The organism is Methanohalophilus mahii DSM 5219 (genome assembly GCF_000025865.1).
Classification (GTDB): domain Archaea; phylum Halobacteriota; class Methanosarcinia; order Methanosarcinales; family Methanosarcinaceae; genus Methanohalophilus; species Methanohalophilus mahii.
This window is the reverse complement of the sequence record NC_014002.1, coordinates 1392700-1409269: the sequence shown is the minus strand read 5'-3', so window position 1 is coordinate 1409269 and position 16570 is coordinate 1392700. Positions and strand designations below refer to the sequence as shown.

Sequence of the window (16570 nt, the reverse complement as noted above, 5' to 3'; positions counted from 1 at the left end):
TCCAGAAAGATTCACGAGGATTTTCCCATGATTGACAGGAAAGAGATCATCGATATAGTTAATGATTATAACACGGACAATATTCGGATAGGTACAGTAGCTTCCCACTCGGCTCTTGATGTTTTTGACGGGGCTGTCGAGGAAGGCTTCCACACTCATGCCATATGCAGGAAGGGCCGTGAAAAGACCTATACGGATTATTTCCGCGCCCAAAGGGATCAGAACGACAATGTTGTACGTGGCGTGGTCGATGATTATGTGAATTATGATAATTTCGATGAGATCCTGCTTGAAAAAAACCAGAAAAGCCTTGTGGACAATGACGTGCTTTTCGTCCCCAACCGCTCTTTTACCTCCTACTGCGGAATCGATGAGATCGAGAATGATTTTGCAGTTCCGCTTGTGGGCAGCAGGAATATGTTGCGCAGTGAGGAAAGGGGACTGGAGAAGGACTATTACTGGCTTCTGGAAAAGGCGGGAATGCCTTTCCCGGAAAAGATCGGTGATCCACAGGATATCGATGAACTCTGTATTGTCAAACTGCCCCATGCTGTGAAAAAACTGGAGCGAGGATTCTTTACGGCTTCAAGTTATGAGGAATATCTTGAAAAATCCGAATCCCTGATCAAACAGGGGGTCATCACCCGGGACGCACTTGCAGAGGCACGTATTGAGCGCTATATCATAGGTCCGGTGTTCAATTTTGACCTGTTCTATTCCCCTCTGGAAGAAGAAATGAACCCGATCGAGTTGCTGGGAATCGACTGGAGGTTCGAGACGAGCCTGGATGGGCATGTGAGGCTGCCCGCACCGCAGCAGATGGCCCTGGCAGAGCACCAATTGACACCCGAGTATACAGTCTGTGGGCACAATACTGCAACCCTGAGGGAATCCCTGCTGGAAAAGGTGTTCGAACTGGCGGAAATGTATGTGGATGCTTCCAGGGAATACTATGATCCCGGTGTAATCGGCCCATTCTGCCTGCAGACCTGTGTGGATAAGGACCTGAACTTCTACATCTACGATGTGGCACCCCGGGTTGGCGGTGGTACCAATGTACACATGTCTGTGGGCCACCCTTACGGCAACACCCTGTGGAGAAAACCCATGAGCACAGGACGCAGGGTGGCTTACGAGGTCAGAAGGGCCATTGAGACGGAACAGCTGGATAAAATAGTAACCTGATTAGAAGTTTTTTTAGCAGGATGATGCGGCTAATTTGCCGTAACATCATTTTATTTATACCTTTGTGTTCTTCCGACTACTCTTGGTTAGCAAGACTCTTATACCTTGATTCCATTATTATAATAATGAGAAGGAACCTGAACCTGTACTCACAATTTATATATTGGGAGTGTTATAAATGGGCTCTGTAGAAATCCTCATTTGAATAATTATTGAAACAGAGATAGCCCTATCTATATTATGAATTAATAATTTGAACTTGACCTCTTTGACCTGATTTCTGTATTTTGTTGCCCTCAGTTCTTCCCTATACTTCCTTTTCAAAACAGAAAACATCGTCTCTACCAGGTTTCTATAATGATAGATGTCTTCATCAAACTCATCTCTCATTTTTCGACGATATTTTCCTTTGATCTTCTTCCTTTTTCTACATCTTACAGGTATGATGGCTTCTGCTTTCAATTCTTCATTGATTAGAGCATGTATCTTCTCAGAATCATATCCTTTATCCATCAGATAACAATCAGCTTTTCTCCTTTTGTGACATTGTCTAAGCAATGTCAATGCATGCTTTGCATCATGCACAGGCTTACCTGAAATCTTAAAACCAGTTACAATGAACTTCTCAACGTCAACAGCTATACTTGTTTTCAGATACGACCGTCTTTTCTTTCCTGTTCTCACAGAATAATAGTAACTACAATGTCCACCTGTAAATCCACTTGAATCAATAGCAATCAGAGGTATTTTTTCACCATGTGAATAGAATAGTTTCAGAGTTTGGTGAAGTAAGCTATTGAAATAGAAAGAAGATATTCTATTGGTAAATTTATGTAATGTTGTGAAGTGAGGTACGTGTTTTATACCAATCTTGGACTGAACTCTATCCATTAACTCAACAAGTCTAACAACATCTCTATAGTTCTTACCTGTGTACTCTTTGACCAATACCAAAGTCAATAACTGATGCTGAGTATATTTTCGTTTGGAATACTTACAACTGTAGATTGGAAGATGAGATCTTCCAGCTACAGACATAGCTGTATCGATAAAGTTTAAGTAATCGCTTGACAAAACACATTCATCCCCTTTGTGTTTTTTATGGTCAAAATCACATTGGGGACCTCTTCTTATAAAAATAATAATGTATTAGTGGAAGTTAGAGGAAAGGGTTTCTACAGAGCCTATAAATGAAAATCGTACATGCTCAAACTGTACTGACTGACGAGCAACTCGAGGCACTGAAGAAGAAAAGTAATGAAACTTCTACCAAGGATGCGCTCAGTATTGCAGTTCAACATTACCTTGAGTGTGAGTACACTGATCTGAATGATGAAATGTGGACTCGCAAGCTGGAGAAGGTCGTACAGAAAAAGAACCAGAAATACTGAAAAGGAGAGATCTAATGCAAGTTCCTGAAATGTTTAAAAAAGACGATGCGGTATCCCCGGTCATCGGTGTAATCCTGATGGTCGCCATTACTGTCATCCTCGCAGCGGTTATAGCAGCGTTCGTATTCGGACTTGGCAGTCCTGAGACAGCACCACAGGCAAGTATCAAAGCCAGTAACATGACTTCTAGTGGTTTTGATATCGAACATCAGGGTGGAGACCAAATCTCTTTTGAAAACAATGACACTAAATTGATGATTGCTGGTGCCGATAGAACCACTGCAATTGATGGTAATGATACTTTCTCTGTTGGAGGAGAACTATGGGTTAATACATCTCTAACAGATGGAGATTCTATTAGGTTTATTGATGATGATTCTAATCAACCAATAGCATCTTTCACTGCAGACATCTAAACCTAACACCTACACCCGCCGCAGCACATGCGGCACCACTTTTTCTCTTTTTCCAAACCAACTCTGTTTTGCGTATGCCATGAATCCTTAGGGACTCATGTTGTCATGTAACTTCGATTTATCCGGTCATTAATCGGTCCGGCAATTCCTATCGGAAGATAAAACAAAAAGTACATTACAAATTATTGAGTTTAAGCCATTGGAACATGGCAGAGATACAAAATATTGATAGAGATCTAAAAGGTGATCTGGTACGCAAATCCATACATATACTATCCGGTCTGCTTTATATCCCGCTTATTTATATCTCAGGACCCTTTGCGTTTGAAGTGCTGGTTTTACTTGCATTAATTTATGTTCTTGTAATCGTGTCACTTTTAATCCTTAATAGAATGCATTACCGGCCGGTTTATGAATTGATTAGATGTTGGGGTCGGGAAAATGAAAATTATATTCCTCTAAAACCAACATTTTTATTACACATAGGTATTGCCATATCGTTATTGCTTTTTCCCATCTCTATCGTCTATGCCTCGATAGCCATAACTGCCATGGGCGACGGGATCGCAACAATTTCCGGCAAAAAGATCGGTAAACATAAATTACCCTATTCCAAAAGCAAATCTGTTGAAGGAACAATTACAGGTTCAATAGCCGCCTTTTTAGGGGCAGCACTTTTTGTCTCTTTCCTGCAGGCACTTGTAGCAAGTGCAGGAAGTATGCTGCTGGAAAGTATAATCGGCAGAGACCTGAATACGGATTCCTCAATAAAAAAGGCATTCAACCTGATGAAAAATGACAACTTGTTGTTGCCTGTTTTTTCAGGTTTTCTGATGATGCTGACAGGTTGAATGGTATTTTTTCAAATTGACAGAAGGGGGTTAAAAAAGAATTGATGAATATCTTCATCTGTCCATTTCAAAACAGACCTCTATAAAATTCGTCAATATCTCCAATAATTTCAGAATACATATTCATGTATTCATCAGTTGGTTTCATTTCATATTTCGAATTCACATCATAGCATGATTCGAAATCTTTTCCTTGCAGGGCATCTGAAAGTCGGTCTACATATTTGGAATAGAGCATTTCGATAATTTCATTTGCCTCTGCCAGATCCAGATTCAGGCCCATCTTGCTCACCTCGCCCATAAATCTTGATTCCAGGCCAGTCGAATGGTCTACTTTTTCTCCTCTACCACCAAGAGGTCCGATCAACATTTCTCTGCCACAAACCGTATCACCTATGGCCTGAGCTGCGGTTTCATAGAACATCATGTCAGTACAGCACCCGGCAACGTTGCGGTAGTATTTTGCTGTAGAATGCTGCATATTACGCGAAACAGCGAGCGAGGAAATATTTGAAGCCCACAATATTTCTTTAGTAGAGGAGGAATTTGTAGCCGAATCAATTGCTCCGCAGGCATGTATGCTTGCACTTGTGACCAGCCGGGATTGTATGGTTTCAGCAACATCAATAATTGCCAGTGCTTCAGGTGTATCTATAGCATCTTTACCCAGAACGGGGCACTGGCAACTTATGAAATTATTCCCATGCTCCTGATGGAATATTGATTTATGAAATGTTTCAAAGTCTGTTTTCAGGTCATCAGCTTGATATACCTCATGAATATCATTTCTTGAATACAGTTCATTTGAAGACACGACCATATGTGCCTGTGATGTTTTTGGTGTTGCCGGACCTACAAGGGTCAACCCTTCCCTGCCAGCTATTTTTGTAGCCATTCTTTCAAGTCTTGCTTCTTCTAAAGCTACAAACATTTCCTCTGGGGTCTTGGTTCTTATAGGGCCGTCATTGATTGTTTGCATGGATCCTGGATAGAGTCCCTGGACTATAGGCTCAATTGCAGAACTGATATGAATATTCAGGAAGTTTTTCTCAGAAACTTTTCCACCCATTGGTCCTCCTATAATCACAGGGGGCTGGCAATCCATTTCTGTCCTGTTAACAACATTTATTTTTTCCTTGAATCTCCCGATGTCCATGGCATTGGGTGTACCAAGAGACTTCAATATTTCATCGTTATTGATCTGGATAGTTCTGCCCGTATCAGTGCAGTATATTCCCACATTTGTCAGAAGTTCGATAGCTGCTGAAAAGACAGCATCTGCCATATCAAGTTCGTATGGTATGAATTCTTCACCATCTTTTATTATATCATAATCAGCAGCCAGTTCGTTGGATATTTTTAAAACATCTTCCTTATGTGCATCTTCACTTTTTTCTTCACCTGAAAAAGAGTTTCTTAAATATTTATATATGTCTGACATTTAGCATACCTCTTATCTTTCCTACTACTTTTTGCCTTATATCAATAACTGATAATCTACATGCAACATCTAAAATTTCATTAAATTATATTTATTGCTTGTTAGATTATAAACAAATATAATATGTACATAATATTTAATACTACTATTTGATAACTATATATTTTATAATTATACATTTTGAAAAATAAGTAAAATAATTTTGTGTTTCATTTAATATAAATACGCCACTTCTAAAAGTTAGATATATAATAGAAGGATACTTTATTGTTCAATTAAGGCGTAAAACCAAAGTGTTTTTGGTCATATTTACACGGACAATTAATTTCATTATGCATGTATAATATGCGTATTTCTTATAATTATTAAAGGAGGCATGTAATGAGAAAAATGCAAAAAGGACTTACAGAGTTTTCAGACACTTTAAAGACACCGACACTATTGGTGTCGTTATTTTTATCTGTTGCATTTGTTTTAGCCGGAACGATCTTTTCAGAGCGCTTCGAGGAATATATGGATTTTACTTTTAATTGGATGGTTGGAAATCTTGGCTGGTCTTTCCTGTTTGGTGGCAGTATATTTTTATTGTTAATTGTATATTTGATGCTAAGTCCGCTTGGAGATATAAAACTGGGTGGGGACTATGAAAAACCTGCGTATTCCAATCTTTCATGGTTTGCCATGCTTTTCAGTTGCGGAATGGGTATTGGCCTCCTTTTCTGGGGTGTTTCAGAACCGATATGGCATTATATGTGGCCTCTTTATGAACAACCCAATACAGCTGAATCCCTGCATGCAGCCATGAGATATTCTTTCTTCCACTGGGGCTTCCACCCCTGGGCAATATATTCTGTAGTTGCGGGCTCATTAGCATATTTTTCCTACAGGAAGGGATTGCCAATGTTATTGAGTTCTACCCTGGAACCTATCCTGGGAAGAGAGGGCATTGATGGAAAATGGGGTATTGCTGTTAATACCATCGGTGTGCTTGCAACCCTGTTTGGTATTGCGACAACTCTTGGTTTAGGTGTTATGCAAATAGGCGCCGGACTTGAGAATTTATTCGGTTATTCCAGCGGACCTACTTTATGGGTACTAATAATTACTGTTGTTACGATTCTTGCGATAATGTCCACAGCATCCGGTATTGACCGGGGTATAAAATGGTTGAGTCAGATCAATCTGGGCGTGGCCGCTCTTTTAATGATTCTGGTATTCATTCTTGGACCAACGCTATTTACCCTTGAGCTGTTTACTAATTCAGTTGGGGGTTATTTGCAAAACTTGCTCCAGATGTCCTTTGGAACAGATCCTGCAGGAGTAGGAGCTGAAGGCTGGGGTGACTCATGGACTGTCTTCTATTGGGCATGGTGGATTGCCTGGGCTCCATTTGTCGGATCATTCATTGCCAGGGTTTCAAGAGGCAGGACAATCAGAAGTTTTGTTGTGGGGGTAATGCTTGCTCCTACAGTTGTCAGTATGGTATGGTTCAGTATCTTTGGAGGATCTGCTCTGTTCATCGAGCATTTCGGAGCCGGTGGAATTGCTGAAGCTGTTGAGGTTGATTCTGCACTTGGTTTTTTCAGTATGCTCAGTTTTTTTCCTTTCTCTGACATCCTTATTGCAGTTGCAATGTTCTCAGTAGCGATCTTTTTCATAACTTCCTCAGACTCAGGTACTTATGTCATAGGAATGCTGACTTCTAAAGGCAATCCAAATCCTCCTCTCCCCCTGAGGATTATCTGGGGTAGTCTTGAAGGGGCGTTTGCAGCGGTTCTTCTACTCGCCGGGGGACTGGGTGCCCTCCAGACAGCTTCGGTAATCGGTGGTTTCCCCTTCATGATAGTCATGCTTTTGATGCTCTATTGCTTATTGAAAGCATTGTTTATGGAATTGCAAGAAGAGTCGCTACCGTTAGAGAGGGCTAAATTAAGGGCAACAATTAATGACATAAAAATACGGGAAGATAAAAAGGATAAAGAGTGAGAACTGAAATTTGAACTTTAAAGGGGTGATTGATAGAAGCTACATCATCCCTTTTCCTTCTTGTTTTTCATTTCATCGTAAACCTTTACCTAACACCCATCGCAGCACATGCGTCAACCATTTTCTCTTTTTTGAAATAACCAATTTTGTTTATATAATTAATTGGCAGAATTTATACTCTCATGAAAGTCCCAAAATGGATACTTGCTAAAAATTTGTAGGGGCACACAACGATTCCGAAATGGCTCTCTATGTGAGAGGAAAAAAAGAAGTTGCCTAGAAAAATTCGGGTGATATGAAGAAATATGATATATCTTTCTGAATCGGCAGTTCATATGGTAGCCGCAAGTTCACCGGCTGCATCGATGAGTTGCAGATATACAACCGTGCCTTTTCACAGGCCGAGATTCAGTCCATCGGGAATTGATGGCCTGCAATGAAATTTTTTAAAAAGAGCCGCCTTGTGGGCGGCAACCATGTTCTCACTCAAGACTGCAGTATGATATCTCGTTAGCCTTTTTCTCCTGTATCAATTTTTGCACTTCTGAAAGGTCGGATGTCTGGCCCAGTACACACATAAGTTTTACAAGGGCAACTTCCGGTAACATGTCTTCGGCTTCGATAGCTCCGGCTTTGAGCATATCCGTGCCGGTGTCATAAACACGGTCACAGACACGTCCGTGCAGGCACTGGGATGCGATCACTATCGGTATGTTTGTTTGTGTTGCACGCTTGATTTCAGGTACCCAGTCGGTGGACACATGGCCCAGGCCGGTTCCTTCTATTACAATTCCCTTATAACCTGCATCGATATAATGACCCAGGATTTCGGGTTTTGCACCAGGTGTGAATTTTACAATAGCACATTCAGGTTCGATCTTATCTTTCAGGATCAGTTCTGTTTCTCCGCGTGCGTTGTATTCTGATTCTGTGGTGATCTTTCCTGTGGCATAATCCACAAAACCGATCGGGAGGGAATTAATGGACTGGAAAGCATCCCTGCGTGAGGTGTGCATCTTCCTGACTCTGGTGGCATAATGGATGGCACAGCGATCATCGGAACTGCTCTCATGCATGACCGTGCAAACTTCAGCAATGTCACTGACAGCAACCTTCGTTGCACAGATCGCATTCATCACATTGTCACTGCTTGGCCTGTCTGCACTGCGCTGTGAGCCTACAAAAACAACGGGAACCGGTGTGTCAAGCATGAATGCCAGGGCTGCTGCGGAATACATCATCGTATCGGTGCCATGGGCAATCACTATTCCGTCTGCTCCGTTATTAATTTCTTCATATACGGCCCGGGCAAGTTCAGTCCATACCTGCGGCTTCATGTTCTCGGACAGGATATTTGTAACAACCCGGCCTCTGATATTGGCAATATCATCAAGTTCGGGGATTGTCCGGACAATATCATCTGCAGAGCACTGTGAGCTCACAGCACCGCTACGGTAATCGATCTTGCTGGCAATGGTACCTCCCGTGGAAATGAAAACCACATTTTTAAGTCCTTTATCTTTGGTAACCTTGCCTTGCTTTTCGACCTTTTTCATTTCCTTTTTAGGCTCCAGGAAAGTAATCTCTGCACCATCGGGCTCTATTCCTACATTGTATCCACTGACCATCTTCAGCACAATGTGGCCGGTGACACTGGGCATTACAACTCCTTCATATGCAGCTCCACCCTTCTCGACCCTTATCCTGTCTCCTTCTTTGTAATCCATAATTATCCCTGCAATGAATTTATCATCTTATTTTTGCTGTATGTAATCTTCGACAACCTGCATCAGTTTTTCAATGGAATTTTCGGTATGGTCCCTGATTCTTTCAACTTCTTCGCCCCACATTCCCGTTTTTGTACCAAAGTTGTCTATCGATATTTTCATGGCTTCGGGTGCAGGTCCTCCAATGATTTTTCTCTTCTGTATATTGAGCATCGGGTCCAGGGCCTGCTTTACCATATCTTCATCCAACCCCTTTTCTACCAGGCTTTCCCCGAGAACCGTGCGACCTACAGCGTCCACATCTTCCAGGGTCGGCTCATTATCTCCTTTTGCCAGGATACCCACAATCTGGTGTGCGGTCCTGAAAGGAATCCCGCATTCCCTGACCAGGGTGTCGGCAAGTTCGGTGGCGGTAGTAAATCCGGTTGAAGCCTGCAATTTCATAGTATTATTGTTAACTTTCATGCTATCCAGCATACCTGCCATGATCCTCACCGATGCACGTGTGGTTTCCACAGATTTCCAGATATGGGGGCTGGCATCCTGCATATCCCTGTTATAACTCATTGGAAGGGATTTGCAGACCGTAAGTAATGACATCAGGCTTCCTACAGCGATCCCACTTTTCCCTCTCACAAGTTCTGCAGTATCAGGATTCTTTTTCTGTGGCATTATTGATGAGGTGGATGCATATTGGTCGGATAGTTCAATAAAACCGAATTCTGTAGAAGACCACATGACAAGTTCCTCTGAAATCCTGCTCATCTCGATCATAATATTTGCAAGCACAGAAGCCGTTTCCAGCAGGAAATCCCGGCCACTGACCGCATCCATGGAATTTTGCATTACTTCTTCAAACCCGAGTAACTCTGCAGTCCTGCTCCTGTTAATCGGAAAGCCTGTGGAAGCAAAAGCCGCAGCTCCAAGAGGGCAGCGATTGATCCTGTCAAGACATCCAAGTATCCGTTCCACATCCCTTCCCAGGCTTTCCGCGTGCCCCATGATATGGTGGGCCAGTGTGGTGGGTTGGGCATGCTGCAGGTGTGTATATCCAGGCATGATGGTGTCATAGTTTTCAGAAGCAATTCTTGTCATTGTCGTAACAAGCTGCAACATTTCTTCTGCCAGTTCCAGTATCTCTTTGCGCAGTCTAAGACGAATACAGGTGGCTACTTCATCATTGCGGGAGCGGCCGGAATGCATCCTTCCACCTACGTCTTCTCCTGCCATATCAATAAGCCGGGATTCCAGGGATATGTGTATATCTTCGTAACTATGGTCAAGGGAATCGATTCCCTCTTCACGGATGCGTTTCAATCCCTCCAGAATTTTGGCACAATCGTCTGCGGGGATTATTCCCTGCTCCTTCAACATGACTGTGTGGGCAAAATCCACCAGGACATCAGAATCAAATATCCATTTATCGTCTTCCATGGACGAAGTATAACGCATTATTTCCTCGTCCGGGAGAGAATCAAGGCGTCCTCTTCGTAAAATATCACTCATGATTATTCCTCAAATGAACAAGTTTAAAGATATGCCCACAAGAAAAATGATTTAGCGGGACTTTCTAACTGCCCTTCTATTTAAGGTCTTAGCAAATAAAAGTAGCTGTTCTGATAATGTAATTCTTTAATTTTCGGCTACAGGAAGTTTAATATGCACTTCTGTTCCTTTTCCTTTACCTTCACTTTCCACCCAGATTTCCCCCTCGTGTGCCTCTACTATGGTCTTGGTTATATAGAGGCCAAGTCCGGTACCACCGTATTTACGTTTCTGGGAAGAATCTATCTGGTAAAATCTCTGGAATAAATTGTCTATCATATCTTTAGGTATGCCAATTCCCGTATCTTTGATATTGATATGTATGTATTCATCTTCTTTGTTTGCAAAGATAGTAATTGAACCGCCCTTTGGAGTGAATTTGATAGAATTATCTATTATGTTGGTAAACATATCGGTAAGTTTGTCCCGGTCTCCTTTTATTTGAGGAAGGTCCGGTTCTATTTTCTTAATCATTTCCAGATTTTTCTCTTCTGTCTGGATTTGCAGGTCCTCTATAATCTGATCTGTCAGTTCGGATATATTCAAGGTTTCAAAATCATACTGAACAGTGCCTGCCTGTGTGCGACTGAGATATAGCAGCGAATCCACGAGTCTCTGCAGCCTTTTTGTATTACGCATCACGGTTTCTTCTGCATGTTTCTGTTCTTCTCCCAGTTCTCCGAGGCTGCCGTCATTTAGAAGTTCTGTATAACCTATGATCGATGTGAGGGGTGTTTTCAATTCATGACTCACATTGGAAAGGAACTCATCTTTCATTTTATCCAGTGACTTCAATTCCTCGTTTGCCTTTGACAGGTCTTGTGCATATTTCCTGAGTTCTTCTTCGGCCCTTTTACGTTCGGTAATATCACGGGCCACAACCAGTATTGTAGGTTTATCATTGTATTCTATCATACGGGCACTGATTTCTACAGGAATTGTAGTGTCATCCTCGCGTCTGAATGTTGCCTCAAAGATGGCATGCCCTTTTTCTTTGACCTCTTTGATCCTCTGGGGTATCTCTTCCATAGAAAGGCCGGTGTTTATGTCCTTTGTCTTCATGCGGAGCAATTCATCCCTGCTGTAACCCGTGGTTTCACAGGCCGCCTTATTAACTTCCATGATGTTGCCTTTAAGGTCATGCACAAAGATTGCATCATTGGTACTGGCAAAAATTGTGCGAAACTTATCTTCTGATTTTTCAAGTTCCTTTTCAGTTTTGCGGCGCTGTACAATTCTCCACATTCCCTGCATGAGGAGGGTAAGCTGTCTTACATCAGAACTGTCATAATTTTCATTCTTATTCCCCACACCGGCAAGGGCTACAATCTTGCCCTGCTCAAAAATGGGTACATCCATATGGCGAATAAGTTCCACATGATCCTTTGGGTATCCGCTTTTCCTGGGATGTGGTTTTTTGTAATCATTGTTTATAAATGGCCGCCTCTGCCGTATACTCTCTCCCCAGAGTCCTACGTCTTCGATCTTGTATTCTACCTTTTTGTTTTTAATTTTACAACGGTTCATTGGGGTATCGGACCAGGATTTCAATTGTATGGTACCTATGTCTTCATCCACAAATGCAAGATAGCCAATCTTGCTTTCTGTAAGTCGCACTCCTTCAGCTCTTGCAAAATCGATGATTTCTTCCAGGGAGGCCTCTGTCATCTGGTTAAGCTTTACAAGGGTTTCCAGGCGTGATTCATCCAGGTGCAGGGCTTCTTCTGCCTTCATGCGGTCACTGATATCTTCAACAATCCCGACCCCTCCCAACAACTCGCCATCTTCTGATATGTAGGGGCTGTAGTCTGCTTTTATGGGTGTTGCCTTTTTGCCTGTGGTGGAATGATACTTTCCTTCATAATGACCGGAGCGTCTCTGGAATACTGCTTTTACGGCTTCATACATCTTTTTGTCTTTTAAATCTTTAAGCATGTTGAAACCGATTATTTGGTCCCTGGTCACGTCGAGAATATGCATTATGTTCTCATTGCAGTGGGTTATCACACCATTTTCATCGAAATGGAATATTCCCAGGGGAGAATTCTCAAAGATCAATCTGTATTTCTTTTCAGACTCTCGCATAGCCTCTTCGGCTTTCATGCGGTCGCTGATATCTTCAAAGATACCTATACCTCCCAGCAGAATACCGTCTTCCGATATATTCGGGTTATAATCGGCTTTAATTGAAATGAGCTTACCACTGATGGCAGTGAGATATTTGCCTTCATAATAACCTGGTTTTCTTGAGAGGGCCGCTTTAACAGCGGCTCTCATTTGTTCATCCTAGATGGATGTCACCATATTAAAGCCAATGATATCTTCTCTTGATGCAGCAATGATTTCAGGGAATTTTTCATTACAATGGGTGATTATCCCATTTTCATCAAAATGGAATATTCCCAGGGGTGAATTCTCAAAGATCAATCTATATTTCTTTTCAGATTCCCGCATAGCCTCTTCGGCCATTTTACGGTCTGTAATATCAATAATAATACCCTGATAGTAAGAAGGTTCTCCAACTTCATCTCTTCCTATGAAGGACCGCTCGATCACCCAACGTATTTCTCCGGATTTGGTGAGTATGCGGTATTCCTTGGAAAAAAATATTTTGCCTTCAATTTCATGTTCGTTGACCTCGCTGCGTACCATGTCGAGGTCCTCGGGACATATTATATCTCCATAGACAAGTTTGCCGGAAGTGAAATCTTCGGGTGTATAACCAAACTGGGAAATGTTTCCGGATACGAATTCCACAGGCCAGTCTTTTTCTGCAGTCCACAGAAAAGCCACCACAGGACTGTTTTTATAGATCTCTTCGAGTTTCCTGTCCGAACGGAGTCTTTTACGCAGGGTTTTCTGGCTGATCTTCTGCTCGCTGACGCTTTCTACAGTACAGATCATCCCGTCATAATTTCCTTTCCTGTCGAGTAAAGGAATTAATCTGCCTGTCTGGAAACTTAAGTTGCCACCCTTTGTAACTATTGGCATGGTTTTGTAGGGTATGGGTTTTAGGGAATCTCTCGCTCTCAGGAACATTTCCCTGAAATGGGCTTCATCACCGACGCTGTGGCGTGAAGCAGACATATATTGTTCTAGTTTTTTGCCTACCACTTCTTCGCTTTTGATACCGGTGATTTCTTCCATTCCCTTGTCAAAATAGATGAAAACTTCGTCTTTGTCAACGGCCCACATGCCTTTGCAAATCGTGTCAAGTATCCTTTCCAGAAGATTTTCCATTGTAGTACCCTTTGTCATCTCGCCCATAAAAAATTACAATAAATGATATCTGGCTGATTCAATTAATATTTTATCATTAGTCTCATGCTGTCTTTTTATTTTTTCCCTTGAATGGGAAATGCAGCATATATCCCGCTGCCATTGTTAATATAATCGTGGCTCCGGAAGGTACGTTCAAGTAGTAGGATAAAAACAGGCCTGTAAAAGTAAATATCGTGCCAAATATAACGGCAAGCATCATCATCCTGTCGAGTCGGTCTGTAAATTCACGGCTCAATGATGCCGGTATTGTTAACAGGGCTATAACAAGAATCAATCCTACAACTCTGATCATGACTATTATGGTAAGGGCTATCAGGCAAAGCATGTACAGACCCAGTTTTTCAACCGGCAGACCTGAGACCTGTGCAAATTCTTCATCAAAACTTATGGCCATGAATTCCTTATAGAGCAGATAGACACTTGCAATAATCAGGGTATCAATTAGTAGCATCAGATAGATATCATTTACAGGAACTGTCAATATATTGCCAAAAAGGTAGGTCATAAGATCCGGTGCATATCCCGGTGTAAGGCCTATGAATAGGACTCCCAGTGCCATACCTACAGACCATAGTATTCCGATTGCAGTATCTTCGGCGATATTGGTACGTCTGTTGACAAGTCCTATTACCAGTGCAGAAAGCAGGCTGAAAGGCAATACACTGAAAAGGGGATTCATTCCCAAGTAATAACCCAGACCAATACCGCCAAAAGAGGCATGGGCAATCCCTCCACTTATGAATACGATTTTCCTGACAACCACATATACCCCGATTATCCCGCAAGCTATGCTGGCCAGCAGGCCCGCAACGACAGCATTTTGCATGAATGTGTATTGTAAGATCTCCAGCATGTTCCATCCCCTTAATGTGCTTTCAATACCCGGTGGGGTACACCATGTGCTATCATTTCTACGGGACACTTGTAGGCTTCTTCAAGGTCTTCGGGTTTCAGTTCCTTTGTACCATGGTAGTAGAGTTTCTGGTTCAGACAGGCCACTTTATCAACATATATCGAGACCGCACTAATATCGTGGGTGACCATTATGATTGTTACACGGGATTTGAGTTCTTCAAGCATTTCGTAGAACTCCTTTTGCATAGTTGTGTCTATTCCGGCCACCGGTTCATCGAGAAGCAACAGTTTTGGCTCTGAGGCAAGTGCCCGGGCTATGAAAACTCTCTGCCTCTGCCCCCCGGAAAGCTCGGCAATATGGCGGTCCCTGTATTCATACATTTTAACCTTTTCAAGGGATTCTTTCACTACTTTCCGGTCATTAGGATTATATTTACTGAAAAGGGACGTTTTTCCAATGCGTCCCATCATAACCACATCCCAGACATTGATCGGGAAATCCAGTTTGGATGCACTGTGCTGGGGGACATAACCTATGGTTTTCCTCCCTTCCTTCGGTTTTTTACCGAATACACGGACATCACCCCTATCTGGTTCTATAAGGCCGAGAATTACTTTTAATAAAGTACTTTTTCCTCCGCCGTTAGGTCCAATGATTCCCAGGAAAGTTCCTTCCTGCACGTCAAGGTTTATTTCTTTGAGGGCAGGTACATCGTGGTAGTACGACCACACATCTTTAATTTCCACTGCATTTTGGTGGTTATTTGAGTCCTTCACGGAATGCCTCGGATACTTTATACATATTTTCTGTATAGTTGCGGGCAAGAGGATCCACTTTCACAACTTTGCCATCTATTTCCTCTGCAACGGCCTCTGCACTCTGTGTACTGAATTGGGCCTGCACGAAGATAACAGTTATGTTTTCCTGTTTTGCAAAAGTTATGATCTCACTGAGCTGTCTGGCACTTGCTTCCTTTCCTTCGGTTTCGATGGGTACCATATTAAGGTCGTACCTTTCTGCAAAATATCCCCATGCAGGATGGTAGACCATGAAACTGCTTCCTTCTTTGCCTTCAATATTTTTCTTTATCTGTTCATCCAATGCATCCAGTTCTGAAATATAGGTGTTCTTATTTTTTGAATAAGTCTCCTGATTTTCAGGATCAATTTCTACAAGCCCACTATATATATTCTCTACCATTATTTTAGCATTATCAGGTGATGTCCATATATGAGGGTCCAGATCCATATGGTCGTTTTCATGAGTGTGGTCGTGTTCTTCCTTAAGGAAATCAATGCCATCAGAACAATCGACAACAAGCATGTCAGGATTTAAATCTGCAAGTTTACTCATCATGGAATCTTCCATTGGAATCCCGGAACCAACCATTGCATACATTTCTGCATTGCTAAGTTCTGTAAGCTGACTTGGTCGCGGTTCATAGGAGTGGGGACTTGCACCAGGGGGTATCATCACGACAACTTCCACGCGGTCTCCTCCTACCTTTTCCACAAATTCTGCCTGGGGGAGAACGCTTACAGCGACTGTTATCTTCTCCTGGCCTCCTGCGTCTGCATCATTTTCCTCCATACAGCCTGAAGTGGCAATTAAGACTATTGTTAACAGAAGCAAAAATGCTTTTTTGGCATCTGACCAAAAAATAAGATCACTAAAAATCTTCATCATATAATACCTCTCTTTTATGTTCTTTATATATAAACAATTCTGATTAATCCATTATATATTGTGTTTCAAGTTTAAATCTTTTGGTATTTTTGGTATTGGTCAAAAAATGAGTTTGTAAATTGCTATAAATGCACAGCCACATTCATGATTCCAATGTTTGTGAAATGGCTACAATATCATCCCAAAACAAAAAAAATATTTATA

Annotated in this window: 15 protein-coding genes; 6 read left to right on the top strand and 9 right to left on the bottom strand. The window is 42.0% G+C overall.

Annotated elements, in window-relative coordinates:
* Positions 1 to 27 precede the first annotated feature (27 nt).
* Positions 28 to 1185, top strand: a complete 1158-nt coding sequence (locus tag MMAH_RS06985; protein WP_013037844.1) for a formate--phosphoribosylaminoimidazolecarboxamide ligase family protein — start codon at positions 28 to 30, stop codon at positions 1183 to 1185.
* A 156-nt stretch (positions 1186 to 1341) separates the two neighbouring features.
* On the opposite strand, the gene MMAH_RS06980 is transcribed toward MMAH_RS06985, so the two are convergent.
* Positions 1342 to 2259: an IS5-like element ISMem1 family transposase gene (locus MMAH_RS06980; protein ID WP_157198712.1), complete on the bottom strand. Its 918-nt coding sequence runs from the start codon at positions 2257 to 2259 to the stop codon at positions 1342 to 1344.
* A 116-nt stretch (positions 2260 to 2375) separates the two neighbouring features.
* On the opposite strand from MMAH_RS06980, the gene MMAH_RS06975 reads away from it, so the two are divergent.
* The 3 genes from MMAH_RS06975 (at position 2376) to MMAH_RS06965 (ending at position 3843) form a co-directional block, all read left to right on the top strand.
* Positions 2376 to 2576, top strand: coding sequence for a DUF5371 family protein (locus tag MMAH_RS06975; RefSeq protein WP_013037842.1), 201 nt, complete (start codon positions 2376 to 2378; stop codon positions 2574 to 2576).
* A gap of 14 nt (positions 2577 to 2590) precedes the next feature.
* On the top strand, positions 2591 to 2992 hold the full coding sequence (locus tag MMAH_RS10365) for a type IV pilin (protein ID WP_013037841.1): 402 nt from the start codon (positions 2591 to 2593) through the stop codon (positions 2990 to 2992).
* 206 nt (positions 2993 to 3198) lie between these two features.
* Complete coding sequence (locus MMAH_RS06965) at positions 3199 to 3843, top strand: diacylglycerol/polyprenol kinase family protein (RefSeq protein WP_013037840.1); 645 nt, start codon at positions 3199 to 3201, stop codon at positions 3841 to 3843.
* Positions 3844 to 3910: 67 nt separating this feature from the next.
* On the opposite strand, the gene MMAH_RS06960 is transcribed toward MMAH_RS06965, so the two are convergent.
* The gene (locus MMAH_RS06960; protein ID WP_013037839.1) at positions 3911 to 5284 is read right to left on the bottom strand and encodes a monomethylamine:corrinoid methyltransferase; all 1374 of its coding nucleotides are present in this window, start codon (positions 5282 to 5284) and stop codon (positions 3911 to 3913) included.
* Between the two features lie 381 nt (positions 5285 to 5665).
* Between MMAH_RS06960 and MMAH_RS06955 the strand changes: the two genes are divergently transcribed.
* Complete coding sequence (locus tag MMAH_RS06955; RefSeq protein WP_013037838.1) at positions 5666 to 7270, top strand: BCCT family transporter; 1605 nt, start codon at positions 5666 to 5668, stop codon at positions 7268 to 7270.
* Positions 7271 to 7592: 322 nt separating this feature from the next.
* Positions 7593 to 7697, top strand: coding sequence for a LamG-like jellyroll fold domain-containing protein (locus tag MMAH_RS10860; RefSeq protein WP_157198777.1), 105 nt, complete (start codon positions 7593 to 7595; stop codon positions 7695 to 7697).
* A gap of 55 nt (positions 7698 to 7752) precedes the next feature.
* Here MMAH_RS10860 and gatD read toward each other — a convergent pair whose 3' ends face one another.
* The 7 genes from gatD to MMAH_RS06920 all read right to left on the bottom strand — a co-directional run bounded on the left by gatD (position 7753) and on the right by MMAH_RS06920 (position 16366).
* Positions 7753 to 8997 (bottom strand): Glu-tRNA(Gln) amidotransferase subunit GatD, encoded by a 1245-nt coding sequence (gene gatD, locus MMAH_RS06950; RefSeq protein WP_013037837.1) that lies wholly within the window; start codon positions 8995 to 8997, stop codon positions 7753 to 7755.
* A 27-nt stretch (positions 8998 to 9024) separates the two neighbouring features.
* Positions 9025 to 10503, bottom strand: coding sequence for an argininosuccinate lyase (argH, locus tag MMAH_RS06945; RefSeq protein WP_013037836.1), 1479 nt, complete (start codon positions 10501 to 10503; stop codon positions 9025 to 9027).
* Between the two features lie 126 nt (positions 10504 to 10629).
* Positions 10630 to 12819: a PAS domain S-box protein gene (locus MMAH_RS06940; RefSeq protein ID WP_013037835.1), complete on the bottom strand. Its 2190-nt coding sequence runs from the start codon at positions 12817 to 12819 to the stop codon at positions 10630 to 10632.
* Positions 12820 to 12828: 9 nt separating this feature from the next.
* Positions 12829 to 13809: a PAS domain S-box protein gene (locus MMAH_RS06935; protein WP_013037834.1), complete on the bottom strand. Its 981-nt coding sequence runs from the start codon at positions 13807 to 13809 to the stop codon at positions 12829 to 12831.
* Between the two features lie 55 nt (positions 13810 to 13864).
* The gene (locus MMAH_RS06930) at positions 13865 to 14677 is read right to left on the bottom strand and encodes a metal ABC transporter permease (protein WP_013037833.1); all 813 of its coding nucleotides are present in this window, start codon (positions 14675 to 14677) and stop codon (positions 13865 to 13867) included.
* An 11-nt stretch (positions 14678 to 14688) separates the two neighbouring features.
* The gene (locus tag MMAH_RS06925) at positions 14689 to 15456 is read right to left on the bottom strand and encodes a metal ABC transporter ATP-binding protein (RefSeq protein ID WP_013037832.1); all 768 of its coding nucleotides are present in this window, start codon (positions 15454 to 15456) and stop codon (positions 14689 to 14691) included.
* Positions 15440 to 16366, bottom strand: a complete 927-nt coding sequence (locus tag MMAH_RS06920) for a metal ABC transporter solute-binding protein, Zn/Mn family (protein WP_013037831.1) — start codon at positions 16364 to 16366, stop codon at positions 15440 to 15442. Before MMAH_RS06920 ends, MMAH_RS06925 begins: the two co-directional genes overlap by 17 nt.
* Between the last annotated feature and the right edge of the window lie 204 nt (positions 16367 to 16570).

Coding starts and splice junctions, on each gene's coding strand:
- MMAH_RS06935 (WP_013037834.1), bottom strand. CDS start 13,809: ATGGGCGAGATGACAAAGGGTACTACAATGGAAAATCTTCTGGAAAGG.
- MMAH_RS06920 (WP_013037831.1), bottom strand. CDS start 16,366: ATGATGAAGATTTTTAGTGATCTTATTTTTTGGTCAGATGCCAAAAAA.
- MMAH_RS06955 (WP_013037838.1), top strand. CDS start 5,666: ATGAGAAAAATGCAAAAAGGACTTACAGAGTTTTCAGACACTTTAAAG.
- MMAH_RS06940 (WP_013037835.1), bottom strand. CDS start 12,819: ATGAGAGCCGCTGTTAAAGCGGCCCTCTCAAGAAAACCAGGTTATTAT.
- MMAH_RS06965 (WP_013037840.1), top strand. CDS start 3,199: ATGGCAGAGATACAAAATATTGATAGAGATCTAAAAGGTGATCTGGTA.
- MMAH_RS06975 (WP_013037842.1), top strand. CDS start 2,376: ATGAAAATCGTACATGCTCAAACTGTACTGACTGACGAGCAACTCGAG.
- MMAH_RS06930 (WP_013037833.1), bottom strand. CDS start 14,677: ATGCTGGAGATCTTACAATACACATTCATGCAAAATGCTGTCGTTGCG.
- MMAH_RS06985 (WP_013037844.1), top strand. CDS start 28: ATGATTGACAGGAAAGAGATCATCGATATAGTTAATGATTATAACACG.
- gatD (WP_013037837.1), bottom strand. CDS start 8,997: ATGGATTACAAAGAAGGAGACAGGATAAGGGTCGAGAAGGGTGGAGCT.
- MMAH_RS06960 (WP_013037839.1), bottom strand. CDS start 5,284: ATGTCAGACATATATAAATATTTAAGAAACTCTTTTTCAGGTGAAGAA.
- MMAH_RS10365 (WP_013037841.1), top strand. CDS start 2,591: ATGCAAGTTCCTGAAATGTTTAAAAAAGACGATGCGGTATCCCCGGTC.
- argH (WP_013037836.1), bottom strand. CDS start 10,503: ATGAGTGATATTTTACGAAGAGGACGCCTTGATTCTCTCCCGGACGAG.